20 protein-coding genes and 1 tRNA gene are annotated in these 25,835 nt (G+C 69.3%); 11 read left to right on the top strand and 10 right to left on the bottom strand.

What is annotated here, in order from left to right; translation table 11 throughout:
• Positions 1-26 precede the first annotated feature (26 nt).
• The gene (gene rnt, locus CSC71_RS00375; protein ID WP_211367800.1) at positions 27-653 is read left to right on the top strand and encodes a ribonuclease T; all 627 of its coding nucleotides are present in this window, start codon (positions 27-29) and stop codon (positions 651-653) included.
• A gap of 7 nt (positions 654-660) precedes the next feature.
• Positions 661-1,161 (top strand): O-acetyl-ADP-ribose deacetylase, encoded by a 501-nt coding sequence (locus CSC71_RS00370; protein ID WP_162372356.1) that lies wholly within the window; start codon positions 661-663, stop codon positions 1,159-1,161.
• A 7-nt stretch (positions 1,162-1,168) separates the two neighbouring features.
• On the opposite strand, the gene CSC71_RS00365 is transcribed toward CSC71_RS00370, so the two are convergent.
• The 4 genes from CSC71_RS00365 to rnr all read right to left on the bottom strand — a co-directional run bounded on the left by CSC71_RS00365 (position 1,169) and on the right by rnr (position 5,981).
• Positions 1,169-1,999 (bottom strand): class I SAM-dependent methyltransferase, encoded by an 831-nt coding sequence (locus tag CSC71_RS00365; protein ID WP_162372355.1) that lies wholly within the window; start codon positions 1,997-1,999, stop codon positions 1,169-1,171.
• A 52-nt stretch (positions 2,000-2,051) separates the two neighbouring features.
• Entirely contained in the window at positions 2,052-2,792 is a 741-nt protein-coding gene (gene rlmB, locus CSC71_RS00360) for a 23S rRNA (guanosine(2251)-2'-O)-methyltransferase RlmB (protein ID WP_162372354.1), read from the bottom strand.
• An 84-nt stretch (positions 2,793-2,876) separates the two neighbouring features.
• Complete coding sequence (locus CSC71_RS00355; protein ID WP_162372353.1) at positions 2,877-3,350, bottom strand: GFA family protein; 474 nt, start codon at positions 3,348-3,350, stop codon at positions 2,877-2,879.
• 114 nt (positions 3,351-3,464) lie between these two features.
• Positions 3,465-5,981: a ribonuclease R gene (gene rnr, locus CSC71_RS00350; protein WP_170295379.1), complete on the bottom strand. Its 2,517-nt coding sequence runs from the start codon at positions 5,979-5,981 to the stop codon at positions 3,465-3,467.
• A 92-nt stretch (positions 5,982-6,073) separates the two neighbouring features.
• Between rnr and CSC71_RS00345 the strand changes: the two genes are divergently transcribed.
• The 8 genes from CSC71_RS00345 (at position 6,074) to CSC71_RS00310 (ending at position 17,175) form a co-directional block, all read left to right on the top strand.
• Positions 6,074-6,158: transfer RNA gene (locus tag CSC71_RS00345), tRNA-Leu, on the top strand.
• A gap of 119 nt (positions 6,159-6,277) precedes the next feature.
• Positions 6,278-7,315 (top strand): cysteine synthase A, encoded by a 1,038-nt coding sequence (locus CSC71_RS00340; RefSeq protein ID WP_162372352.1) that lies wholly within the window; start codon positions 6,278-6,280, stop codon positions 7,313-7,315.
• Positions 7,316-7,370: 55 nt separating this feature from the next.
• Positions 7,371-9,611, top strand: coding sequence for a DNA topoisomerase IV subunit A (parC, locus tag CSC71_RS00335; protein ID WP_162372351.1), 2,241 nt, complete (start codon positions 7,371-7,373; stop codon positions 9,609-9,611).
• A complete protein-coding gene (locus tag CSC71_RS00330) occupies positions 9,611-10,264 on the top strand; it encodes a thiopurine S-methyltransferase (protein ID WP_162372350.1) in 654 nt (217 codons plus the stop codon). The genes parC and CSC71_RS00330 overlap by 1 nt, the downstream gene beginning before the upstream one ends.
• A 54-nt stretch (positions 10,265-10,318) precedes the next feature.
• A complete protein-coding gene (locus CSC71_RS00325) occupies positions 10,319-12,640 on the top strand; it encodes a penicillin acylase family protein (RefSeq protein WP_162372349.1) in 2,322 nt (773 codons plus the stop codon).
• Between the two features lie 97 nt (positions 12,641-12,737).
• Positions 12,738-13,277: an ECF-type sigma factor gene (locus CSC71_RS00320; protein ID WP_162372348.1), complete on the top strand. Its 540-nt coding sequence runs from the start codon at positions 12,738-12,740 to the stop codon at positions 13,275-13,277.
• On the top strand, positions 13,274-16,081 hold the full coding sequence (locus CSC71_RS00315) for a serine/threonine-protein kinase (protein ID WP_162372347.1): 2,808 nt from the start codon (positions 13,274-13,276) through the stop codon (positions 16,079-16,081). The genes CSC71_RS00320 and CSC71_RS00315 overlap by 4 nt, the downstream gene beginning before the upstream one ends.
• Positions 16,082-16,191: 110 nt before the next feature.
• On the top strand, positions 16,192-17,175 hold the full coding sequence (locus CSC71_RS00310; RefSeq protein WP_162372346.1) for a PD40 domain-containing protein: 984 nt from the start codon (positions 16,192-16,194) through the stop codon (positions 17,173-17,175).
• A gap of 78 nt (positions 17,176-17,253) precedes the next feature.
• Here the strand turns inward: CSC71_RS00310 and asnB are convergent, their stop codons facing one another.
• The 6 genes from asnB to map form a co-directional block, all read right to left on the bottom strand.
• Positions 17,254-18,981 carry an asparagine synthase B gene (asnB, locus tag CSC71_RS00305; RefSeq protein WP_162372345.1) on the bottom strand — a complete coding sequence of 576 codons (1,728 nt, stop codon included), beginning with the start codon at positions 18,979-18,981 and terminating at the stop codon, positions 17,254-17,256.
• 264 nt (positions 18,982-19,245) lie between these two features.
• The gene (gene dapE, locus CSC71_RS00300) at positions 19,246-20,373 is read right to left on the bottom strand and encodes a succinyl-diaminopimelate desuccinylase (protein WP_162372344.1); all 1,128 of its coding nucleotides are present in this window, start codon (positions 20,371-20,373) and stop codon (positions 19,246-19,248) included.
• Positions 20,370-20,732, bottom strand: a complete 363-nt coding sequence (locus CSC71_RS00295) for a Spx/MgsR family RNA polymerase-binding regulatory protein (protein WP_162372343.1) — start codon at positions 20,730-20,732, stop codon at positions 20,370-20,372. The genes dapE and CSC71_RS00295 overlap by 4 nt, the downstream gene beginning before the upstream one ends.
• A gap of 4 nt (positions 20,733-20,736) precedes the next feature.
• Complete coding sequence (gene dapD / locus CSC71_RS00290) at positions 20,737-21,582, bottom strand: 2,3,4,5-tetrahydropyridine-2,6-dicarboxylate N-succinyltransferase (protein WP_162372342.1); 846 nt, start codon at positions 21,580-21,582, stop codon at positions 20,737-20,739.
• Between the two features lie 125 nt (positions 21,583-21,707).
• On the bottom strand, positions 21,708-24,296 hold the full coding sequence (gene glnD / locus CSC71_RS00285) for a [protein-PII] uridylyltransferase (RefSeq protein WP_162372341.1): 2,589 nt from the start codon (positions 24,294-24,296) through the stop codon (positions 21,708-21,710).
• A 46-nt stretch (positions 24,297-24,342) separates the two neighbouring features.
• Positions 24,343-25,125 carry a type I methionyl aminopeptidase gene (gene map, locus CSC71_RS00280; protein WP_162372340.1) on the bottom strand — a complete coding sequence of 261 codons (783 nt, stop codon included), beginning with the start codon at positions 25,123-25,125 and terminating at the stop codon, positions 24,343-24,345.
• 203 nt (positions 25,126-25,328) lie between these two features.
• On the opposite strand from map, the gene CSC71_RS00275 reads away from it, so the two are divergent.
• Positions 25,329-25,832 carry a Csu type fimbrial protein gene (locus CSC71_RS00275; RefSeq protein WP_162372339.1) on the top strand — a complete coding sequence of 168 codons (504 nt, stop codon included), beginning with the start codon at positions 25,329-25,331 and terminating at the stop codon, positions 25,830-25,832.
• Positions 25,833-25,835: the final 3 nt, after the last annotated feature.

Raw genomic sequence — 25,835 nt, 5'->3', positions numbered from 1 at the left:
CTTGCCCGCCCTGCTAAGCTTTCCGGATGACGGAAAGCGCCAGCCCCCTCCCCTCGCCGATGGCCAAGCGCTTCCGCGGCTACCTCCCGGTGGTCGTGGACGTGGAAACCGGCGGCTTCGACTGGAACCGGCACGCGCTGCTGGAAATCGCCTGCATCCCGGTCGACCTGGACGCCGAGGGGAAGTTCGTCCCCGGCGAGACCGCCAGCGCGCACCTCGTTCCCGCGCCCGGCACCGAAATCGACCCGAAATCGCTGGAAGTCACCGGCATCCAGCTCGACCACCCGTTCCGCCTCGCGAAGCCGGAAAAGGAAGCGCTGGACCACGTGTTCGCGCCGGTGCGCGCGGCGGTGCGCAAGCACGGCTGCCAGCGCGCGATCCTGGTCGGCCACAACGCCCATTTCGACCTGAACTTCCTCAATGCCGCGGTTGCGCGCGTGCAGCACAAGCGCAACCCGTTCCATCCGTTCAGCGTGTTCGATACCGTGACCCTGGCCGGCATCGCCTACGGCCAGACCGTGCTGGCGCGCGCGGTGCAGGCCGCGGGCATGGACTGGAACGCGGACGATGCGCATTCGGCGGTCTACGACGCCGAGCAGACCGCGAAGCTGTTCTGCAAGATCGCCAACGCGTGGCCGTCGCCCGCGCCCTGAAACGCACATGGCGACGTTACGCGCCATCCACGACGACATCACCCGGCTCGCGCTCGACGCCATCGTCAACGCGGCGAACTCGTCGCTGCTCGGCGGCGGCGGCGTGGACGGCGCGATCCACCGTGCCGCCGGTCCCGACCTGGTCCGCGAATGCAGGCTGCTCGGCGGCTGCAGGACCGGCGAGGCGAAGATCACCGATGGCTATCGCCTGCCGGCGCGCAAGATCATCCACACGGTCGGCCCGGTGTGGCGCGGCGGCATGCACGGCGAACCCGGCCTGCTCGCTTCCTGCTATCGCAACAGCCTGCGGCTGGCGCAGGTGCACGAACTTTGCAGCGTCGCCTTCCCCTGCATCAGCACCGGCGTCTACGGCTATCCGGCCGAGGCGGCGGCGGCGATCGCCGTCGCCGCGGTACGCGATGCGCTGAAGGAACCCGGGCAAGTCGAACAGGTGGTGTTCTGCTGCTATTCCGCCGGCGACCTCGCGATCTACGAACGGCTGCTGTAGGCCGAAGCTACTCCGCCGGCTTCACGAACTTCAGGGTCATGCGGTCGCTCTCCCCGATCGCCTTGTACTTGGCATCGTCGGCCGCGTCGTGGTTGTTGGTCGGCGGCAGCGTCCACACGCCGTTCGGATGGTCGGCGGTGTCGGCGGGATTGGCGTTGACCTCGCTCTTTTCCGCCAGTTCGAAGCCGGCGCCCGTGGCCAGTTCGATCACCAGCTCCTCGGTCAGGTAGCCGGACTTCTTCATCGTGTCGATATCGGTCCCCGGCTTGGCGCGGTGGTCGACCACGCCGAGCGTGCCGCCCGGTTTCAGGACGTCGAAGAATCCCTTGAAGTAGGCCTTTTCGGTGCCTGCATCGACCCAGTTGTGCGCATTGCGGAAGGTCAGCACCACGTCGGCCGAGCCCGCCGGACCGAACACCGGCGCCTTCGGATCGAACACGACGATTTCGGCCTTGCCGTACTGGCCGGCATCGGCGCCGAACTTGGCCTGCAGGCTGTCGGCCTTGGTCACGGCCGCGACGTAATGGCCGCCATCGCGCAGGTACGGGGCAAGGATCTCGGCGTACCAGCCGCCGCCCGGGGTGATTTCGACGACCGTCTGCTGCGGGGTCACGCCGAAGAAAGTCAGCGTTTCGCGCGGATGGCGGTACCTGTCGCGCGCCACGTTGCCCGCTTCGCGCCAGGCACCTGCGAGAACGGCATCCCAGGCATCCGCGCCGGCCTTGGCGGCATCGGCCGCGGCGGAAGCGTCGTCGGCCGGCGCGGAAGGCTCCTGCGCCGCGGCGCAGGCTCCGAGCAACAGGACGGGGAGGATTGCGGCGAACAACGTGCGGTTCATGATCGGCCTCCTTCGAAACGGAAGCAAAGCCTACCACTCCGCAAGGCACGGCCTATTGCCGCTGGCGCACCGCCTCGAACAGCGTGATCCCCGTGGCCACCGACACGTTCAGCGACTCGATTTCGCCCGGCATCGGGATCTTCACCAGCCCGTCGCAATGCTCGCGGGTCAGGCGGCGCAGGCCGTCGGCCTCGCCGCCCAGCACCAGCGCGACGTTGCCCTTCAGGTCCAGCGAGTACAGCGAAGCCTCGGCCTCGCCGGCCAGGCCGTAGATCCATACGCCCTGCTTCTGCAGGTCGCGCAGGCAGCGCGACAGGTTGGTCACCGCGACCACCGGGATCAGGTCCGCCGCGCCGGCCGACGTCTTGCGCACCGTCGCATTGACCGTCGCCGACTTGTCCTTCGGGATGACGACGGCCGTGGCGCCGGCCGCGGCCGCGCTGCGCAGGCAGGCGCCGAGGTTGTGCGGGTCCTGCACGCCGTCGAGGACGAGGACCAGCGCCTGGCCGTTCGCCGCATCGACCAGGCCGGACAATTCGTTTTCGCTCCAGGTCTTCGCCGCGGCGTAACGCGCGGCCACGCCCTGGTGGCGCAGCCCGCCGGCGACGCCGTCCAGCGCCTGCCCGGTGACCTTGCGCACCTCGATGCCCTTGCGCCGCGCGTTCTCCTCGATCTCGGTGAGCCGGGGGTTCTTGCCGCCCTCGACCAGCACCTCGCGCACGTTGTCGGCGTCGTGCTCGATCGCCGAGGCCACGGCGTTGAGGCCGACGATCCACTGGTTCTGCTTGCTCATGGGACGGAATTCGAGGTTGGGGGAATCGAAAGAGGGATTATCGCTTTTGCCGTCGCCACGGCGAAAGCCGGGACGGGGCCGGGACTACCGCGGCGGCCATGCGTCGGTGTCGTGGTCCGGGTGCTGGAAGGAGACGATCCGCGCGAGGAACCCGGCGGCCGCCAGGTCCTCTTCGGTGCGCCGTGCGGTCAATCCATGCAGGCCGTCGACGAAGGGCAGCTTGCGCTCGACCCCGTACTGGATGTGCGGGGCGTGGCCCTCGGGGTGGTCGAACGCGCCCGCGGCCACGGCAACGCCGTCCGGCGCCTCGTAGGTCAGCGGCGTACCGCACTCGGGACAGAAGCCGCGCTTGACCAGGTTCGACGAGGCGAAGCGCTTCGGCTCGCCGCGCGTCCACTCCAGCTTCGCGCCGCGCGTCGACACCAGCGGCGCATAGTAGGCACCGAACGCCTTCTGGCACATCCGGCAATGGCAGATCGAGGCATCGTCGAGCTTGCCGGTGACGCGGAAGCGGATCGCGCCGCATTGGCAGCCGCCGGTATGGGTTTGGTCGATCATGTCGTCGTTCCTTGCGCCCTTTCCGTTGCCCTCGTAGAGCGTAGCTTGCTGCGCTGCTTTTGCCTTTCCCGCGACCCGGGCGAAGAGCAGCGCAGCAAGCTACGCTCTACGACATCAATACTTCTGCTTCTTCCGCTTCGCCGGAAATGCGCGTTGCCCGGCCTCGGCAGCATCTTCCTCACGCCGCTCGGCCAGCTTGAAGTCGATCTTGCGCTCCTCCATGCTCGCCTTCAGCACCAGCACGCGCACCCGGTCGCCGAGGCGGAACTGCATGCCGCGGCGCTCGCCCGACAGCGTCTTGCGGATCGGGTCGAAGTGGTAATAGTCGTGCGGCAGCTGGGTGACGTGGACCAGGCCGTTGACCTTCGATTCGTCCAGTTCGACGAACAGGCCGAAACTGGTCACGCCGCTGATCACGCCATCGAACTGGCCGCCGACGTGCTGCTCCATCCACGCCGCGCGGTAGCGCTCGTCGACCTCGCGTTCGGCCTCGTCGGCACGGCGCTCGCGCTCGGAGCACTGCAGTGCCAGCGCGGCCATCGCCGCCGGCGGATACGGGTACTTGTCGGGTTTCCCACCGGCCAGCGCGTGTTTGATCGCGCGGTGCACCAGCAGGTCCGGGTAGCGGCGGATCGGCGAAGTGAAATGCGCGTAGGCCGCAAGCGCCAGGCCGAAGTGGCCGACGTTGTCCGGCGAATACACCGCCAGGCTCTGGCTGCGCAGCAACACCGATTCCAGCAGCGCCGAATCGGCGCGCTCGCGCACCTTCTTCAGCAGGTTGGTGAAGTCGCGCGGCTGCACCTTGGCCCACGGCGGCATCGACAGCTTGAACTCCTTGAGGAACTCGAGCAGGTCGGCGTACTTGCCTTCCGGCGGGCGCTCGTGGATGCGGTATGGCGCGGGAATGCGCTTCGACAGCAGGTACTTCGCCGCCTCCACGTTCGCCGCGATCATGCATTCCTCGATCAGCTTGTGCGCGTCGTTGCGCAACAGCATGCCGGCCTGGGTGACCTCGCCGCGGTTGTCGAGGACGAAGCGCACCTCCGACGACTCGAATTCGATCGCGCCGCGCTTCGCCCGCGCCTTCGCCAGCACGTGGTACAGCTGGTGCAGGCGTTCGACCTGCGGCAGCTGCGCGCCGACCTGCGCGCGCGCCTCTTCGTCGCCCTCGCCCACCGCCTTCCACACCTGGGTGTAGGTCAGCCGCGCGTGCGAGTTCATCACCGCTTCGTAGAACTTCGATTTCACCACCTCGCCTTCGCGGTCGACCTGCATGTCGCAGACGAAGCAGAAGCGGTCGACCCGCGGGTTCAGCGAACAGATGCCGTTGGACAGCGTTTCCGGCAGCATCGGCACGACGAAGCCGGGGAAATACACCGAAGTCGCGCGCCGCTGCGCCTCCTCGTCCAGCGGCGTGCCGGGACGCACGTAATGCGACACGTCGGCGATGGCGACGACCAGGCGGAAGCCGTTGCGGTTGCTTTCGCAATACACCGCGTCGTCGAAATCCTTGGCGTCCTCGCCGTCGATGGTGAGCAGCGGCACCGAGCGCAGGTCGACGCGGCCGCCGATCATCGCGGCTTCGATCTCCAGCGGCACAGCCGATGCTTCGTCCAGCGCTTCCTGCGGGAATTCGTGCGGGATGTCGTGGCCGAAGATCGCCGTTTCCACCACCAGCGACGGGGTCAGCTTGTCGCCGAGCACCGCGACCACCTTGCCGATCGGCGGACGGCGCTCGTCCGGCGCCTGGATCAGTTCGCAGACGACGAGCTGGCCGTTGCGCGCGCCGCCGCGCTGGTCCGGCGGCACCTGCACGTTGCGCTGGATGCGCCTGTCGTCCGGCTCCACGTAGCTGATGCCGGCGTCGAGGACGAAGCGGCCGATCAGCCGGGTGATGCGGCGCTCCAGCACCTCGACGATCGCGCCTTCGCGGCGGCCGCGGCGGTCCATGCCGGTGACGCTGGCCAGCGCGCGGTCGCCGTGCATGACCTTGCGCATCTCGAACGGGGGCAGGAACAGGTCGTCGCCACCGGCGTCGGGCTTGAGGAAGCCGAAACCCTCCGGGTTGGCGATGATCGTGCCCGGCACCAGGTCCAGCGCCTGCGCCGGGGCGAACCCGCCGCGGCGGTTCTGCAACAGCTGGCCGTCGCGGACCATCGCGCCGAGGCGCTTGCCGAGCGCGGCGAAGCGGTCCGGCGCGGACAGGCCGAGTTTTTCCGCCAGCGCCTCGGCGGTCTGCGGGCCGTCGCTGGCGGCGAGCACGCCCAGGATGGCCTCGCGGCTGGCGATCGGCTCGGCGTAGCGCTCGGCTTCGCGCGCGGCGTGCGGGTCGTGGAACGGCTTGGGTTCGAAGGGAAGCTTCGGCGCGGGCCGAGCGCGGTTCACCGGCCCGGACCGCGTCGCGACGGGCGCATGGCCCGTGGGCGATTGACCGGTCTTCCCCGGTCGTGAAGCCTTTCTTCCCGCCGCGGCCTTGTGCAGCGATTCCGGCATCCATCCGGGCAGGCCGGATTTCGCGGATTTTCCCGCCTTGCCGGCCGGTTTGCCCGCGGCCTTGCCGCGCCCGCCGGCGTTGGCCTTCCCTTTGCCCGCAGCGGACTTGCCGCCGCCCTTGCCGGATTTTTTGCTCATGCCGGCATGGTACACCGCGGCTGAACATCGCCATCCGCGCAAGCGGGGGCGTTGACATTCCCGCCGCCGCATCGCACCATACGCGCCCCGTTGCCCAGGTGGCGGAATTGGTAGACGCACTAGTTTCAGGTACTAGCGGGTAAAACCGTGGAGGTTCGAGTCCTCTCCTGGGCACCAACGACGGGTCATACGAGAAACCGCCTTCCGGCGGTTTTTTAGTGCCTGCGGGAAACGTCGCGGGCCCGGTTTCCGGGAGAAGGCCCGAACCCGGCCGCGATGGTGGCAAACTGGCCCGCATGGACGTCCGTCCCGACCTCGCCGCCGCCATCGGCCGCACGCCGCTGCTGAAGCTGCGCCGCGCGTCCGAAGCGACCGGCTGCGAAATCCTCGGCAAGGCCGAATTCGCCAATCCCGGCGGCTCGATCAAGGACCGTACCGCGCTGGGCCTGCTGCTCGACGCCGAACGCAGCGGCCTGCTGCGCCCCGGCGGAACCATCGTCGAAGGCACCGCCGGCAACACCGGCATCGGCTTGGCCCTGCTCGGCGCCAGCCGCGGCTACAGGACGATCATCACCATGCCGGAGACGCAGAGCCGCGAGAAGATCGATGCGCTGCGCGTCACCGGCGCGGAAGTGCGGCTGGTGCCGGCGGTTCCGTACGCCAACCCGAACCACTACGCGCACCAGGCCCGCCGCCTGTGCGAGGAATTGAACGAGCGCGATCGCGGCGGCGCGTGGTTCGCCAACCAGTTCGACAACACCGCCAACCGCGACTACCACCAGGCCACGACCGGCCCCGAGATCTGGGAACAGGTCGGCGGCCGCATCGACGGCTTCGTCTGCGCCAGCGGCACCGGCGGCACGCTGGCCGGCGTGGGCCGCGCACTGAAGGCGCGCAACCCACAGGTGCGCATCGCCCTGTCCGACCCGGCCGGCTCGGCGCTGGCGAATTACGTCAATACCGGCGAACTGAAGGCCGAAGGCGGCTCGATTTCCGAGGGCATCGGCTCCAGCCGCATCACCGCCAATTTCGACGGCGCTCCGATCGACCTCGCGTGGTCGATCCCCGACACCGAATCGGTGCCGTGGGTGCACGCGATGATGGCCGAAGAAGGCCTGAACATCGGCGGTTCCAGCGGCGTGAACGTCGCCGGCGCGATCCGCCTGGCGCGCGAACTCGGCCCCGGCCATACCATCGTGACCATCCTCGCCGACGCCGGCACGCGCTACCAGGCCAAGCTGTTCAATCCGGCGTTCCTGCGCGGCAGGGACCTGCCGGTGCCGGAATGGCTGGACCGGGCGTTTCCTCCGCAAGGAAGATCGCCCCGGGCGTGATCCGGTTGCACCGGCTAGAATCGCAGGCATGATTCAACATGCCTGACGAGTACGAATGAGCGACATCCGCCCCACGTTCCACGGCTTCGAACAAATCCCCCTGCGCGAATACGCAGAGCGCGCCTACCTCGACTATTCGATGTACGTGGTGCTGGACCGCGCCCTGCCCTTCATCGGCGACGGGCTGAAGCCGGTGCAGCGGCGCATCGTCTACGCGATGAGCGAGCTGGGCTTGAACGCCGCGTCCAAGCCGAAGAAGTCCGCGCGCACCGTCGGCGACGTGATCGGCAAGTTCCACCCGCACGGCGATTCGGCCTGCTACGAAGCGCTGGTGCTGATGGCGCAGCCGTTCTCGTACCGCTATCCGCTGATCGACGGCCAGGGCAACTTCGGCTCGCCCGACGACCCGAAGAGCTTCGCGGCGATGCGCTACACCGAATCGAAGCTAACCCCGATCGCCGAAGTGCTGCTCGGCGAACTCGGCCAGGGCACGGTGGACTGGGATCCGAACTTCGACGGCACGCTGGAAGAACCGACCTGGCTGCCGGCCCGGCTGCCGCACCTGCTGCTCAACGGCACCACCGGCATCGCGGTCGGCATGGCCACCGACGTGCCGCCGCACAACCTCAACGAGATCGCCTCGGCATGCATCCGCCTGATCGACGATCCGGAAGCGACCGTCGCCGACCTGTGCGAACACGTGCGCGGCCCGGACTATCCGACCGCCGCCGAAATCATCACCGCGCCGGCCGACCTGCGCGCGATGTACGAAACCGGCAACGGCAGCGTGCGCGCCCGCGCCACCTTCCGGAAGGAAGGCGCCAACATCGTCGTCACCGCGCTGCCCTACCAGGTGTCGCCGTCGAAGGTGATCGAGCAGATCGCGCAGCAGATGCGCGCGAAGAAGCTGCCGTGGCTGGAGGACATCCGCGACGAGTCCGACCACGCCAACCCGGTGCGCGTGGTGCTGATCCCGCGCAGCAACCGCGTCGACGTCGAGCAGCTGATGGGCCACCTGTTCGCGACCACCGACCTGGAGAAGAGCTACCGGGTCAACCTCAACGTGATCGGCCTGGACGGCCGCCCGCAGGTCAAGGACCTGAAGACGCTGCTGACCGAGTGGCTGTCGTTCCGCTACGACACCGTCACCCGCAGGCTGAAGCATCGCCTGGAGAAGGTCGAGCGCCGCCTGCACCTGCTGGAAGGCCTGCTGGTCGCCTTCCTCAACCTCGACGAGGTGATCCGCATCATCCGCAGCGAGGACGAGCCGAAACCGGTGCTGATGCGGCGCTTCGAGCTGAGCGAGGAACAGGCCGAGTACATCCTCGAGACCAAGCTGAAGCAGCTGGCCCGCCTGGAGGAAATGAAGATCCGCGGCGAGCAGGACGACCTCGACAGCGAGCGCGACCGCCTGATCGCCACGCTCGGATCGAAGGCGAAGCTGAAGAAGCTGGTCAAGGACGAGATCGCGGCCGACGCGAAGAAATACGGCGATGCGCGCATGTCGCCGCTGGTGCAGCGCGACGCGGCGCAGGCGCTGGACGAAACCGAACTGGTCGCCAGCGAACCGATGACCGTGGTGCTTTCGGAGAAGGGCTGGGTGCGCGCGGCCAAGGGCCACGACATCGATGCGGCGTCGCTCGGCTACCGCGAAGGCGACGGCCTGCTGGCCGCGGTGAAGTCGCGCAGCACGCAGCAGGCGGCGTTCCTCGACTCGACCGGCCGCAGTTACTCGACCCTCGTGCACACGCTGCCGTCGGCGCGCGGCAACGGCGAGCCGCTGACCGGGCGTTTCTCGCCCGCGGCCGGCGCCTCGTTCCAGGCCGTGGCCAGCGGCGGCAACGACGACCGCTTCGTGCTGGCCTCGTCGCACGGCTATGGCTTCGTCACCCGCTTCGAGAACCTGACCGGCCGGCAGAAGGCCGGCAAGGCGATGCTCAACCTGACCACCGGCGCGAAGGTACTGCAGCCGGCGGCGGTGTCCAGCGTCGAAACCGACCGCGTCGTCGCCGTGACCAGCGCCGGCCACCTGCTCGCGTTCCCGCTGAGCGAGTTGCCGGAACTCGACAAGGGCAAGGGCAACAAGATCATCGACATACCGAAAGCCAAGCTCGGCACCGAGCGCGTGGTCGCCATCGCCGCGGTCTCGCCGGGGCAGACGCTGCAGGTGAAGAGCGGGCAGCGCACGATGAGCCTGTCGTTCAAGGACCTGGACGAATACGTCGGCGCCCGCGCCACCCGCGGCGGCCTGTTGCCGCGCGGCTGGCAGAAGGTCGACGGGCTGGCGGTGGAGTGATGGACGCCGCGTTCTGGCACCAGCGCTGGTCCGAGAACCGGATCGGCTTCCACCAGGACGCACCCACGCCGCTGCTGCTCAAGCACTGGCCCGTGCTTGGCGTCCCGCGCGGTGCGCGCGTGTTCGTGCCGTTGGCCGGCAAATCGCTGGACATGGCCTGGCTGGCCGCCCAGGGCCACCGCGTGCTCGGCGTCGAGTTGTCGCAGCTCGCGGTCGGGCAATTCTTCGCCGAACACGGCCTACAGCCGGAAACCGAGACCACGCGCTACGGCACGCATTACCGTGCCGGCGACATCGAACTGGTCTGCGGCGACGCCTTCGCACTGGATGCCGACATCCTGCGCGACTGCATGGCGGTGTTCGACCGCGCGGCGCTGATCGCGCTGCCACCGGACCTGCGTCGGCGCTATGCCGGCGAGCTGTATTCGCGGCTGCCGGCCGGCTGCCGCGGCCTGCTGGTCACGCTGGAATACCCGCAGCACGAGAAGGACGGCCCGCCGTTCTCGGTCGGCGGGGACGAAGTCCAGGCGCTCTACGGTCGCGACTGGCGGGTCGAACGGCTCGAGCGCCGCCCGATCCCGCGCAAGCACCCCGGCTACGTCGAAGGCGTGTCGAAGCTGGATACGGCGGTCTACGCCTTGCAACGCAACTGATGCCGGCTGCCGTCGGATCGCCGACGGCCCCAGGGCAACGAACAGGGGAGTCGCATGTTGAAGTGGTCCAGGCGCATCGCGCTGCTGTTGCTGGCCCTGATCCTCCCGCTCGCGCTTTCCGCGTGGCTGCTGCTGCGCGGCAGCCTGCCGCGGCTGGATGGCGAGCTCGCCCTGCCCGGCCTGTCCGCGCCGGCGACGATCCGGCGCGATGCGCTCGGCGTGGTCACCGTCGACGCGGCCAACGAAACCGACATGGCCCGCGCGCTCGGCTACGTGCACGCACAGGAGCGCTTCTTCGAAATGGACCTGATGCGCCGCACCTCGGCCGGCGAGCTGGCCGAACTGTTCGGCCCGGCCGCGCTGAAGCTGGACAGGCAGCATCGCGTGCACCGCATGCGCGCGCGGGTGATGGCCAACCTCGACGCCTTCGCCGGCGGCCGCCGCGGGCAGCTGCAGGCCTACACCGATGGCGTCAACGCCGGCCTCGCCGCGCTGAAGGTACGGCCGTGGCCGTACCTGCTGCTGCGCCAGCCACCGCGCGAATGGGAGATCGCCGACTCGGCGCTGGTCGGCTATGCGATGTACTTCGACCTGCAGGACCCGCAGAACAGCCGCGAACTGGCGCTGTGGAAGATCAGGCCGCACCTGCCACCGGCGTTGTTCGCACTGCTGGTCCGCGACGGCACGGAATGGGACGCGCCGTTGTTCGGCGAAGTGCGCGGCAATGCGACGCTGCCGACCGCGGACGAAGTCGACCTGCGCAAGCTGCCGGCGCCGCCGGACGGCGAGCCGGTCACGCTCAAGGAAGCCAATGCGCCGGGCAGCAACAACTGGGCGGTGGACGGCACGCTGACCGCCGACGGCCGCGCCATCGTCGCCGACGACATGCATCTGGGCCTGCGCGCGCCGAACATCTGGTTCCGCGCGCGCCTGCGCTACGCCGATCCGCGCGCACCCGGCGGCAAGGTCGACATCTCCGGCTTCCCCCTGCCCGGCCTGCCGGCGGTGATCGTCGGCAGCAACGGGCACGTGGCGTGGGGTTTCACCAACGGCTACATCGACCATGCGGACTGGCTGTCGTTGCCGAAGGATGCGCCGGACATCCGCGAATACGACGAACCCATCCCCGTCGCCGGCAAACCGGCCGAAACATTCAAGGTCCGGGAGTCCTCGTGGGGGCCGATTCTCGCCGAGGATGGCCCCAATGCGTTGGCGCTGCGATGGACGGCGCAATTGCCGGGCGCGGTGAGCTTCGCCTTCGCCAACCTCGCCTTCGCACAGGACCTCGACCAGGCTTTCGCGGTCGCCGACCATGCCGGCATCCCGGCGCAGAACTTCGTGGCCGCAGATGCCGGCGGCAGGATCGGCTGGCGACTGATCGGCGAACGCCCGCGACGCAATGGCGGCTGCGATCCGACCACGGTCGTGGCCAGTGCCTGCGCGCCGTGGCCGATCGACAGCACGAATGCCCCGCACCTGCTCGATCCACCATCGCACCGCCTGTGGACCGCCAACAACCGCACGCTCGACGGCGCCGAGCTCGCCGAAGTCGGCGACGGCGGCTACGCCCACGGCGCGCGCGCCAGGCAGATCCGCGACGACCTGTTCGCGAAGGACGAGTTCGCCGAGAAGGACCTGCTCGCGATCCAGCTCGACGACCGCGCGCTGTTCCTCGAACGCTGGTGGAAACTGCTGCAATCGGAAAGCGGCAAGGGCCCGGCATTGACCGAACTCGCGCAGGCCGCGAACCGCTGGGACGGCCGCGCCAGCACCGACTCGGTCAGCTACCGCATCGTCCGCGCGTGGCGACTGGCGGTGAACTCGCGGATCGCCGACGGCCTGACCGCACCGGCGCAGGCCGCGCTCGGCGACGATTTCGAGATGCCCGGGCTGCTGCAGCTGGAAGGCGTGGCGTGGCCACTGCTGGAACAGCGGCCCGCGCACCTGCTGTCCCACCGCCATGCGACATGGGATGCCCTGCTCGAAGACGCCGCACAGGAAATCCGCGACGAACTGTCGCGACGCGGCCCGCTCGCGCAGCGCCGCTGGGGCGAACGCAACACCGCGAGGATCTGCCACCCGCTCGCCGGCGCCCTGCCCGCGCTGCTGAAGCCGAAACTGTGCATGCCCGCCGACGAACTCGACGGCGACACCGCGATGCCGCGCGTCGCGGGCCCGGCCTTCGGCGCCAGCGAACGGATGGTGGTTTCGCCCGGCCACGAAGCCGACGGCATCATCCACATGCCCGGCGGCCAGAGCGGCCACCCGCTATCGCCGTTCTGGGGCGCCGGCCACGAAGCCTGGGTCAAGGGCGAGGCGACGCCGTTCCTGCCGGGCGCCGCACGGCACACCCTGCGACTGCAGCCGGTCCATTAACGTCCTGCGGATTGCCCGGCATGCTGGCCGGAACCGCGCACTCGTGTCGTTCCCAAACCATTAGCCGTGCTGCAGCGGGAATGGCAGGGATCGGGCCATGGGCGACATCACACAATTGCTGAAACGCTCCAAGGCCGGCGACGATGCCGCGGCCAGCGAACTGATCGAGCACATCTACGCCGACCTGCGCCGGATCGCGCGCGCGCGGCTGCACCACAACGGCCAGACCGACACGCTGGGGACCACCGCGCTGGTACACGAAGCCTGGCTGGCGATGCCCCGCCCGCAACAGGCCGGCTTCGACAGCCGTCGCCACTACTTCGCCTATGCGGCCAAGGCGATGCGGCACATCCTGATCGACCGCTCCCGCCGCAGATCGGCCGGCAAGCGCCAGCCCGATATCGCCGACCTGCCGACGGCGCACGAAGACTCGCTGGAACTGCTCGCGCTGGACCAGGCGATGTCCCGCCTGGGCGACATCAGCCGGCGCCTGGCGCAGGTGGCGGAACTGCGCCTGTTCGCCGGCCTGTCCAGCGGCGAGATCGGCTCCCTGCTCGGCCTGGTCGAGCGCACGGTCGAACGCGACTGGATCAAGGCGCGCGCGCTGCTCGCGCAGTGGATAGAAGACCGGCAGTGAACGCGCGCCTCGACGCCCGCTGGACCGAAGTGGACGGCTGGCTGGACCGCGTCCTCGACCAGCCGGCCGGCCAGCGCGAAGCCTGGTTGCACGCGCATTGCGACGATGTCGAGTTGCGCGAACTGATGCTGATGCTGTTGCGCGCGGACGCGCTGCACGGGACCACGCTGGACGCGCAGGTTGCCGCGATCGAGCGGCTGAATGGACAGGCCGCCGCACCGCCGGCAATACCCGGCTACCACATCGTGCGGCTGCTCGGCGAAGGCGGCATGGCCAGTGTGTTCCTCGCCGAACGCATGCTCGGCGGCACCGTGCAGCAGGTGGCGCTCAAGCGCCTGCGCATCAACGTCTACGACCAGGAGGAGCGGCGCCGCTTCGGGCACGAACACCGCATCCTCGCCCGCCTCGAACATCCGCACATCGCGCGCCTGGTCGACGCAGGCATCGCCCCCGACGGCGTGCCCTGGTTCGCGATGGAATACGTCGAAGGCGAGCCACTGCTGTCGTGGTGCGACGCGCGCGGGCTCGGCGTCGACGCGCGGCTGGAGCTGCTGTTCGCGGTCTGCGCCGCGATCCAGCATGCCCACCAGCACTTGGTCGTGCACCGCGACCTCAAGCCATCGAACATCCTCGTCGCCGCCGACGGCACGGTGAAGGTGCTGGATTTCGGCATCGCCCGCCTGCTCGATCCCGACACCGCCGAACCGGATGCCACCCGCACCGCCCTGCGCCGCCTCACGCCCGGTTACGCGGCCCCGGAGCAGTACCGGGGCGAAGCCAGCACCGCCACCGACGTCTATGCGCTGGGCGTGATCCTGGTCGAACTGCTCAGCGGGCAACGGCCGACACCGGGGCCGGAAGCCGGCTCCGATCCGCTGCGCGGCCTGGCCGTCACCCGCGACAACGCGCGCTCACGCTCGTCCACGCCGCGCACGCTGGAACGACTGCTGTCCGGCGACCTCGGCGCGATCGCGCGCAAGGCGATGCGCAGCGACCCAGCCCTGCGCTACGGTTCCGCACAGGCCTTCGGCGACGACCTGGGGGCGCTGCGCCTCGGGCTCCCGGTCTCCGCCCGGCGCGGCGACTGGCGTTACCGTGCGGCGTGCTTCGTCCGCCGCAACAAGATCGCGGTCGCCGCCTCCATGTTGGTGGTCGCCACACTGGCCACGGCCACCGCGGTGAGTTTGACCCAGGCGCACCGCGCGCGGGCGCAGGCCGAGCGGGCGCAAGCGGTGCAGGCCTTCGTCGAGAACATGCTGACGCCGCTGCGCCAGGGCGTGCCGCGCGAACGCCTGCCCAAGCTCGACGAAATGCTGGCCAGCGGGGTGAGGGAACTCGACCGCAGCGGCGGTCGCGACCCGGCGGTGTACGGCGATCTGCTGGGGATGTTCGCGCGTACCTACGAACGCATGGGCGACGTCGACACCGCACGCACGCTGGCTGAGCGCGCCTACCGGCAAAGCGTGGGCGCCTTCGGCGCCGACGATCCGCGCTCGGTACGCGCGCTGGCATTGCGCGGGCGCATGCATGCGCGCTTCGGCGACCGCGAACAGGCGCATGCCGACCTGGAAGCCGCGCGGGCGCGCCTGCAGCGCAGCGACGACGATGCCGCCACGCTGGCGATGGTGCTGGACGACATGGGCATGCTGGAGCTGGACGGCAACCACGCGGAACGCGCCACCGAACTGTTCACCGAAGGCCAGCGGCAGCGCTTGCGCGCACTGGGGCCGACGCATCCGGACATCGCGATCGGCTACGCCAACCTGGCCGACGTGCAGGACGCCATCGGCGACAAACGGGTCGCGCTCGCGCTGTACACGAAGGCCTACCAGCATTGCGCGCGCTACGAAGGGGCCGACAGCCGCCAGGCCGCGCTCTACCTGAGCCGCATCGGCCAAACCGAATGCAAGCTCGGCTACTGGCACGACGGCGCGCGCGACTACATCCGCGCGGCGGCCTTGTTCGAGCGGCTGGGGCAGGAAGAACATCCCGACCGCTTCCATGTGCTGCAGAATGGTTGCGCCCTCTGGGTGTTCCTCGACGAACTGGAGCACGCGGGCGACGACTGCGAACGGGCACTGGCCATGGCCGAGCGCCTGTACGGACGCGACGACTGGCAGTACGACTTCATGCGCCTGGTCCGCATCAAGCTGCTGGCCGCGCAGGGCCGCCTGCGCGAAGCGCACGCCGACGCCGACGACATCCGCGCCCGCATCGAATCCGGCCTGCGCGACGATCCCGAACGGCTGCGCCAGAGGCTGATCCTGCTGGGATGGTTCGCCAGCGACGTGGATCTGGTCGAAGGCGACTACCCCGCGCTGCGCGACAGCCTGCTGGACGCCGTGGAATGGGACCCGCCGAGCTGGGTCGGCATTCCGATCGCGATGGCCCGCGTCGCGCTGGCCTGCGCGCATGCACCCAGCCCGGCCTGCCCGGCCGACCTGGTGGCACGCACCGACGCGCGACTGGCCACGCCGCAGTACCGCGACCATCCGTGGCGCATCGAAGCGGAGCTGCTGCTGGCCCGGCTGGCACTGGAACAGGGGGACACCGCACAGGCAAACGCACGCCTCGCCGAGATCGACCGGCTTGCGGCACTTCCGCCATCGCGCCTGCGTCCGGACCACCGCTGGCTCGCCGAAGCACGGCTGTTGCGCGGTCGCAGCCTGGCCATCCAGGGCGATCGGGCCGGGGCCATGCGCGAATGGACCGCCGCCAGCGACGCATTCGCCGCCCGCTACCCAGCCGATCATCCGTTCCGCCGCGAACTGGCCCTGCTGATGCAGCCGGTCGCCTTGCGCTAATCCGCTTGCGCCGCCCCGCGTCGGGCGCGATGTCGGATTTACCCTTCGTATTCCGCTTGTGTGGTGTGAAGCGGCCCTTCAGCCGCCGTCACCCACCAGGAGGAACACGCATGAACATCCGTTGCCGCCGCACCACCCTCGCCCTCTGCTCCGCCCTGCTGGCCCTGGCCGCCAGCGAGGCCGGCGCCGCCCAGTATGGCTCTTGGGGCGATGCCGTCCCCGAACCGGGCCCCCTGGTCAACGTCGCCGGCGTCGGCAACGGCTGCCCGATCGAATCGAAGAACGGCCTCGACCTGTACATCGCCAGTACCCGCGGCACCGGCAAGCACGACATCTTCCGCGCATCGCGTCCCTATGTCGGCGCGGAATTCGACCGCATCGAACGGCTCGACGCCCCGGTCAACGAACCCGGCTCATGGGAATACTGCCCGACGCCGTTGCAGGGCAACTGGCTGCTGTTCGTGTCCTCGCGCGTGACCGACGACGACTGCTTCCCGGGCGACGCGGAGCCCGGCGGCTCGCCGCCCGCCGGCGATATCTACCTGACCCGCCGCAGCCCCGCTACCGGCGAATGGGACGAACCCCTGAACCTGGGCTGCCTTGCCGCGGGTGGCCCGAATACCGCCGGCCACGAATTCAGCCCGTCGCTGGTAGAAACCGCGCAGGGCACGTTCCTGTATTTCTCCAGCAACGGCTATCCCGACGACGGCCTGCCGAACAAGGGGGGGCACGACATCTACGTCAGCCGCGTCTACGCCGATGGCACGGTCGGGCCCGGACGGCGCGTGATCGAACTCAGCGGCATGCTCGCGGACGGATCGCCGGCGCAGGACCTGATGCCCAACGTGCGCAAGGACGGCCTGGAAATCGTGTTCAGTTCGAATCGCGTCAACGGCGGCGGCGACCACGACATCTTCGTCTCCACCCGCAGCAGCACCGATCGCCCGTGGTCGCCCCCGGTGCGCATCCCCAATCCGAGCATCAACACGACATCGGGCGAGACCCGTGCCAGCCTGTCGGGCGACGGCACCCGCCTGCACTTCGGCCGCGACAACGTGATCTACGTCAGCACGCGCCTGAAGAACGGGAAGTGATGCCCCCCGCGGCACCGTGGCGCGGCTCCGCAAAGCCGACGACGGACCGGCCCTCCTCCCGCCTGGCGGGGGGAGGGTTCAGACCACGGCCATCGCGTCGTTGTGCACGCCCGCGACCGCGCGGCCCGACGGATCGGCCATCTTCGCGAAGCTGGCGTCCCAGGCGATCGCCGCCGGCGACGAACACGCGATCGACTTGCCGCCCGGCACTGTCTCCGCCGCGGCCGGCGACGGATAGAACTGCTCGAACAGGCTGCGGTACCAGTACGCCTCCTTGGTCTGCGGCGGGTTGACCGGGAAGCACTTGTCGGCCGCGGCCAGTTCGCGGTCGCTGACCTGCCGCTCGGCGTGCGCCTTCAGCCCGTCGATCCAGCCGTAGCCGACGCCGTCGCTGAACTGCTCCTTCTGCCGCCACAGGATCGAATGCGGCAGGTAGCCGTCGAACGCCGCACGCAGCACGCCCTTCTCCATCCGCTGCGCGTCGCTACGCGACTTGTCGACCATCTTGAACTTCGCGTCCATGCGCATCGCCACGTCCAGGAACTCGCGGTCCAGGAACGGCACGCGCGGCTCCACGCCCCAGGCCATCATCGACTTGTTGGCGCGCAGGCAGTCGTAGTGGTACAGCGCATCGAGCTTGCGGATCAGTTCCTCGTGGAATTCGCGCGCATTCGGCGCCTTGTGGAAGTACAGGTAGCCGCCGAACACTTCGTCGCTGCCTTCGCCCGACAGCACCATCTTCACGCCCATCGCCTTGATCCGCCGCGCCAGCAGGAACATCGGCGTCGAAGCGCGGATCGTGGTGACGTCGTAGGTCTCGATGTGGCGGATCACCTCCGGCAGCGCGTCCAGGCCTTCGTCGAAGGTGTATTCGAAGCCGTGGTGCACGGTACCCAGCGCCTCGGCGGCGATCTTCGCCGCGGCGAGGTCGGGCGACCCCTTCAGGCCGATCGCGAACGAATGCAGGCGCGGCCACCAGGCCTCGCTCCTGTCGTTGTCCTCGACGCGATGCCGCGCATAACGCGCGGCGACGGCGGCGACCAGCGAAGAATCCAGGCCGCCCGAGAGCAGCACGCCGTAGGGCACGTCGGTCATCAGCTGGCGGTGCACCGCGGCCTCGAAGGCCTCGCGCAATTCCTGCAGCGGGACCTCGACGCCTTCAACCGCCTCGTAGCTGCGCCATGGGCGTTCGTAGTACCGCTTCAACTCGCCGGTGGCGGTGTCGTACCAGTGCCCCGGCGGGAACTGCGCGACGTCGGCGCAGGTGTCGGCCAGCGACTTCATCTCCGATGCCACGCGCAACCGGCCCTGGCGGTCGTGGCCCCAGTACAGCGGGCAGACGCCGATGGGATCGCGGGCGATGATCGCCCCGCCCTTCGCCTTGTCCCACAGCGCGAAGGCGAAGATGCCGTTGAGACGGTTGAGGAACGAAGCCGGCTCGTCCTCGCGGCCATCGCCTTCCCGATATAGCGCGTTGATCACTTCGCAATCGGAACCGGTCTGGAAGGCGTAGGGCCGCATCAGCCCGGCCTTCAGTTCGCGATGGTTGTAGATTTCGCCGTTGACCGCGAGCGCCAGTTCGCCGTCCTCGGACAGCAAGGGCTGCGAACCGCCGGCCGGATCGACGATGGCGAGGCGCTCGTGGACGAGGATGCACCCTTCGGAAGCGCCGCCGCCGTCGAGGTAGACGCCGCTCCAGTCGGGGCCGCGGTGGCGCTGGCGTTGCGAGAGTTCCAGCGACTGCCGTCGCAGCAATTGCAGGTCGTCGCCCGGTTGCAGGCCGAAGATGCCGAAGATCGAACACATGGGAATTCCCCGAAGTTGGATTGGGATGGCTGGAAACGAAAAAACCCGCATCTTGCGATGCGGGTTTCGGTTGTTCGGCTGGTTGCCCTTGGCCTAGTCGCGGCCCCGCACCGGCCGCGCACGATCGTTCGCACGCAGGTTGTTGCGGTTATTCGGATTCGCGACGTTGGCGGCGAAGGACTTCATGCGGCCAACGCTAACCGATGATCGTGGGCTTGCGCAACAGTTGCGCAAGCAACCATGCCGGCGCGCCTTCCGGCGCACCTAGGCGAACAGGCGCTCGACGAGGCGCAGGTACAGGTCCGGCAGCGCTTCAAGGTCGGCTACCGACACGTGCTCGTCGACCTTGTGGATGCTGGCGTTGACCGGGCCGACCTCGATGCACTCGGCGCCCAGCGGGGCGATGAAGCGCGCGTCGGAGGTGCCGCCCGCCGTGCTCTCCTCCGGCGCGGCGCCCGAGAACTGCGCCAGCACCTCGCGCGCGACGGACCGCAGCTTTCCTTCCGGGGTGTAGAACGGCTCGCCGCCGCGATGCCAGTGGATGGCGTATTCGAGGCCGTGTTCCTTCAGCACCGCCTCGACCTCGGTTTCGAGCCGCTCCGCGCGCCACACCGGGTTGTAGCGCAGGTTGAACAGCACCCGCAGTTCGCCGGGGATCACGTTGTTGGCGCCGGTGCCGGCATGCACGTTCGATATCTGGAAACTGGTCGGCGGGAAGCTCTCGTAGCCGTCGTCCCACTTGCGCGCTGCGAGTTCGGCCAGTGCCGGCAGCGCCTGGTGGATCGGGTTGCGCGCCTTGTCCGGATAGGCGACATGGCCCTGGACGCCACGCACGAACAGCGTCGCCGACAGCGTGCCGCGGCGGCCGACGCGCAGCAGGTCGCCGAGCCTGGCGGTCGACGAAGGCTCGCCGGTGATGCACCAGTCGATGCGCTGGCCGCGCTCGCGGAAGGCTTCGGCGACCTTGCGCACGCCGTCGACGGCATCGCCTTCCTCGTCCGAGGTCAGCAGCAGCGCGACCGTGCCCGGATGGTCCGGATGCGCGGCGACGAACTTTTCCAGCGCGACGACGAAGGCCGCCACGCTGCCCTTCATGTCCGCCGCGCCGCGCCCGTACAGCACGCCATCGCGGATGGTCGGCGCGAACGGATCGCTCTGCCACGCCTCGGCCGGCCCCGGCGGCACCACGTCGGTGTGGCCGAGCAGCACGAGGACCGGCGAACCTTCGCCGTGCGTGGCCCACAGGTTGTCGACTTCGCCGAAGCGCAGGTCCTCGGTCCGGAATCCGGCCTGCTGCAGGCGCCATGCGATCGCCTGCTGGCAGCCGGCGTCGTCCGGGGTGACGGAACGGCGCGAGATCAGTTCGCTGGCGAGCGCGACGACATCGCTCACTTGCCGACCCCGAAGCGCTTCTTGAAGCCGTTGTCGGAGAATCCCTGCGTCATTTCGCCGTCGTCGGTGACCACCACCGGACGCCGGATCAGCTGCGGGTATTCCTTCAGCAGTAGCTTCCACTCGGCCTCGCTGCCCGGCGACTTGCGGGTTTCCGGCAGCTGCCGCCACGTGGTCGACGACTTGTTGACCAGCGCATCCCAGCCACCCGCCTTCGCCGCCCAGGCGACCAGCGTTTCCGGCGGCTGCCGGTTGTCGCGGTAGTCGACGAAGGCGTGCGCGATGCCGAAACGGTCGAGCCACTTCAGCGCCTTCTTGCAGGTGTCGCAGTTCTTCAGGCCGTAGACGGTGGTCGCCATGGGCTCAATCCGCCAGCCCGCGCAACAGGTCGTTGACCGAGGTCTTGCTGCGGGTCTTCTCGTCGACCTGCTTGACGATCACCGCGCAGTACAACGAGTACTTGCCATCGGCCGAAGGCAACTGGCCCGACACGACCACGCTGCCCGGCGGGACGTAGCCGTAGGAAATCTCGCCGGTGGCGCGGTTGTAGATGCGCGTGGACTGGCCGAGGAACACGCCCATGCCGATCACGCTGTGGTGGCCGACGACCACGCCCTCGACCACTTCCGAACGCGCGCCGATGAAGCAATGGTCCTCGATGATCGTCGGCGAAGCCTGCAGCGGCTCGAGCACGCCGCCGATGCCGGCGCCGCCGGACAGGTGGCAATGCTTGCCGATCTGCGCGCAGGAGCCGACCGTGGCCCAAGTGTCGACCATCGTGCCCTCGCCCACGTAGGCGCCGATGTTGACGAAACTCGGCATCAGCACCACGTCCCTGCCGAAGTACGAACCGCGGCGCGCCACCGCGCCCGGCACCACGCGCACGCCGGCGGCGCGGAACTTCGCCTCGTCGTAACCGGCGAAGCGCGCTTCGACCTTGTCCCAGAACGGCGCCGGCTGCGCCTCGACCACGGCCATGTCGTTGACCCGGAAGTACAGCAGCACCGCCTTCTTCAGCCACTCGTTGACCTTCCAGCCGCCGCTGCCGTCCGGTTCGGCGACGCGCAATTCGCCGGACTCGAGGCCGGCCATGGCGCGCTCCACCGCCGGTTTGACGCTGCCGGCGATTTCGTCGGCGGCCAGTTCGGCGCGGCGCTCGAAGGCGCTTTCGAGGATGCGGCGGAGTTCGTCGGTGCTGCCAGCGGTCATGCGTGGGGTTCCTTGGTGGTGCGCTGTTGTGGGGAAGGGCTCTTGTAGGAGCGGCGTGAGCCGCGAAGACTTTCGCGAAGAGCGTCGCGGCTCACGCCGCTCCTACACGGGGCCGGATGGCAAGTTTACGCATTCGCCAGGATCGCCGCGCGCAGGGTTTCGCGCAGCACGCCCTTGCTGCCGTCGTCGAGCGGCCGGTTGTTCTCGTCGGTGATCTGGAACAGGTCCTCGGCGCGCTCGCCGAAGGTCGCGATGCGCGCGTCGTGCACGCGCAGCCGGCACACGCGCAGCGCGCGCGCCACGTCGGCGAGCAGGCCGGGGCGGTCGGGCGCGACCAGGCTCAGCAGCGTGCGCCGGCCGTCGGCAGTCTCGGTGAATTCGATACGCGGGGCGAAACGAAAATGCCGCAGTTGCCGCGGCACCGCGCGGCGCACGGTGCGCACCTGGTCCAGCGACCCTTCCAGCGCGCGGCGCAGGCCATCGGCCACCTCGTCCGGATCGCCGCTGGCCCAGTTGTCCGCGGGCAGGATTTCGAAGGTATCGGAAACCATGCCGTTGGGCGCGTCGAGCACGCGCGCCTGGTGGATCGCGAAGCCGAACCGGTCCAGCGTGGCCAGGATCGCCGCGAACAGGCCGTCGCGGTCCGGCGAGAACACGAACACCTCCATCGCCGCGTCGTTGCCGATGCGCCGCGCGGCGACCAGCGTTTCGCCCAGCTGGATCCGGGACAGCGCGGCCGCCTGCCAGGCCAGTTGCTCCGGCCGGTAGCGCAGGAAGCTTGCCTCCGGCATCCCGGCGAACTGGCGGGCGATGGTCGCGTCGTCGAAGCCCTGCGCGGCCATCAGCTCGCGCGCGGCCGCGCGCGTTTCGGCGCCGCGCGTGGCCGCGGCCACGTTGCGCTCGTCGCCCTCGCGCAACGCGCGTCCGGTGGCGAAATACAGGTCGGCCAGCAGCCGGTCCTTCCAGGCGTTCCACAGCTTGGGGCTGGTGCCGGCGATGTCGGCGCAAGTCAGCAGGTAGAGATAGTCGAGGCGCTCGCGGTCGCCGACCAGCGCGGCGAAGCGGCGGATCACGTCCGGATCGGAAATGTCCTGTTTCTGCGCGGTGACCGACATGCGCAGGTGCTGTTCGACCAGCCACGCGACCAGGTCGGTGTCGCCTTCGGGCAGGCCGTGCGCCGCGCAGAATTCGCGGGCGTCGACCGCGCCGAGTTCGGAATGGTCGCCGCGGCGGCCCTTGGCGATGTCGTGGAACAGGCCGGCGAGCAGCAGCAGCTCCGGCTTGCGCAGGCGCGGCCAGACCTCGTGCGCGATCGAGAAGCGCTCGTCGGCGCGGCCATCGGCGAACGTCGCCAGGTTGTGCAGCACCATCAGCGTGTGCTGGTCGACGGTGTAGACGTGGAACAGGTCGAACTGCATGCGCCCGGAAACCCGGGCGAACGCCGGCAGCCATTGCCCCAGCACGCCGAGCCGCGCCATCCGGGTCAGCGTGTCGACCGCACGCGGGCCGCGCAGCAGCGCCATGAACTGCTCGCGTACCGGCGCCGGCGCACCGGTGTAGGCCGGCAGCTTCGGCAACGCCTCGGCCAGCGCGCGCGCGGCATGCGAGCGCAGGCCGCGCACCTCGGCGTGCGCCGCCCAGGCCGCGAACAGCGCGAACACCTCGGCGATGTCGCCATGCGGCCAGCCCGGCGCGCGCGCGGCCAGATAGCCGCCGTACAGGTCGAAGCGTTCGTCCAGCGGCTCCGGTTCCAACGCGCCGTCGAACTGCTCCTCGAAGCGCTGCAGCAGGCGGTCGCCGATCCTGCGCACCACCGCGGCGCTGCGGTAGAAGCCCTGCATCATCTTCTCGACGCCCAGGCTGTCGCCGTCGTCGGCGAAGCCGAGCCGTTCCGCCAGCGTCTTCTGGTAATCGAAGCGCAGGCGCTCCTCGGGCCGGCCGGCGACCAGGTGCAGGCCGTAGCGCAGGCGGCTGAGCGCGATGCGCTCGCGCGCCAGTGCACGGGCCTCGTCGGCGCCGAGCTGGCCGAGGCCGGCCAGTTGTTCGAGGTCGCGCACGCCGAAGGTGCGCAGCGCCATCCAGCCCAGCGTGTGCAGGTCGCGCAGGCCGCCGGGGCCTTCCTTGATGTTCGGCTCGAGGTTCTCCGCGGTGTCGCCGAAGCGCGCATGGCGCTGGCGCATTTCCTCGCGCTTGGCGGCGAAGAACTCGCACGGCGGCCAGATGCGCTGGGTCGAGATCGCATCGTCGAGGCGCGCCGTCGCCGCATCGTCGGCGGCCAGCGCGCGCGCTTCGATCAGCGCGGTGAGCACGGTCTGGTCGTCGGCGCAGGCCTGCGTGCACTGCTGCGGCGAACGCACCGCGTGGCTGACCGGCAGGCCGGCGTCCCACAGCAATGCGAAGAAGCGCGCCAGCGCGGCATGATGCGCCTGCTGCACGCCGGTGTCGGCCAGCACCAGCAGGTCGATGTCGGAATGCGGGAACAGTTCGCCGCGGCCGTAGCCGCCGACCGCGAACAGGGCCAGCGGCGCGCCGGCGGGAACGCAACGCGTCCACGCTTCCTGCAGCACGCGATCGACCCCGCGCGCGCGCAGCGCCAGCAGGCGGTCGGTGCGTTCGCTGCGGGCGAAGCGTTCGGCCAGGCGCGCGTCGATCTCGGCCAGCAACTGCCGCGCGCGCGCGGCCCATTCGGGGTCGTGGAGCGAAGTGGCCTCCATGACGGACGGCGGCGACGCGGGATCGTTCGTCGCGGCGCCCATCCGTTTACAACCAGGCGTCGTTGTCGTCGCCGGGAACCCGGGTCAGCACGTCGACGCCGTCCTCGGTGACCGCGACCATGTGTTCCCACTGCGCCGACAGCTTGCGGTCCTTGGTGACCACGGTCCAGCCGTCCGGCAACACCCGGGTGTAGCGCGTGCCTTCGTTGATCATCGGCTCGATGGTGAAGGTCATGCCCGGCTTCAGCACCAGGCCATCGCCGGGGCGGCCGTAATGCAGCACCTGCGGCTCGTCGTGGTAGACCTTGCCGATGCCGTGGCCGCAGTATTCGCGGACCACGCTGAAGCGCTCGGACTCGGCGTAGCTCTGGATCGCGTGGCCGACGTCGCCGAGCGTCGCGCCCGGCCGCACCGCCCTGATGCCGCGCCACATCGCCTCGCGGGTCACTTCGACCAGGCGCCTGGCCATCACCGACGGCGTGCCGACGTAGTACATGCGGCTGGTGTCGCCGTGCCAGCCGTCCTTGATCACGGTGACGTCGATGTTGACGATGTCGCCTTCCTTCAGCACCTTGCCTTCGCTGGGGATGCCGTGGCAGATGACGTTGTTGACCGAGGTGCAGACCGTCTTCGGGTAGCCGCGATAGCCGACGTTGGCCGGAACGGCCTTCTGCACGTTGACGATGTGGTCGTGGCAGATGCGGTCCAGCTCGGCGGTGGTCACGCCCGGCTTCACGTAGTCGGCGACCAGATGCAGCACCTCGGCCGCCAGGCGGCCGGCCTCGCGCATCTTTTCGATTTCTTCCGTTGTCTTGAGAATGATACCCATGTCGGCATTATCGCCCATTGTCTCGCCCGACGGCGAGGCCTGCCGGGCCGGCTCTCCCACCCCTCCGGCCGGTGCCTCGCCATCGGGAAAGTCACACTGTGCGCGGCAAACGGCGAAGCGCTGGCGGAATTCGCCATGAATGGGTGTACGATTTCGAACCGCGGCCGAGCCGTGGCCGCGTCCTACAGACGAAAACCTGCGCCATGAACACCATCCATCGCCTGCGGTCGTTCCTGTTCCTGCTCGTCCTCGCCGGCGCCGCGCTGGCCACGCCAGCCTTCGCCCAGACCGCATCGACCACGTTCGATGTGACCATCACCATCACCAGCACCTGCAGCATCGACGCCCCGACAGCCACCGACGTCGCCTTCGGCACGCATCCATCCACCGAGACCGACGTCGATGCCGACGGACTGCTCAACGTCAACTGCACCCTGGGCACGCCCTACGACATCGCCCTGAACGAAGGCCTGAACGGGGCCGACGTCGCCACCCGCGCCATGTCCGACGGCGCCAACGAAGTGCCCTATCAGCTTTTCCAGGACGCCGGCCGGACCACCGTCTGGGGTGAAACCGCCGGCATCGACACCCTTGCGGGTACCGGCAGCGGCGCGGTGCAGGAGATTCCGGTCTATGGCCGGGTTCCAAGCACCAATTTCCCCGCGTCGTCCTACACCGATACCGTGACCGCGACGATCACCTACTGATCG

Source organism: Pseudoxanthomonas sangjuensis (assembly GCF_010211755.1).
GTDB lineage: Bacteria > Pseudomonadota > Gammaproteobacteria > Xanthomonadales > Xanthomonadaceae > Pseudoxanthomonas_A > Pseudoxanthomonas_A sangjuensis.
This window is presented reverse-complemented; position numbering and strand designations above follow the sequence as displayed.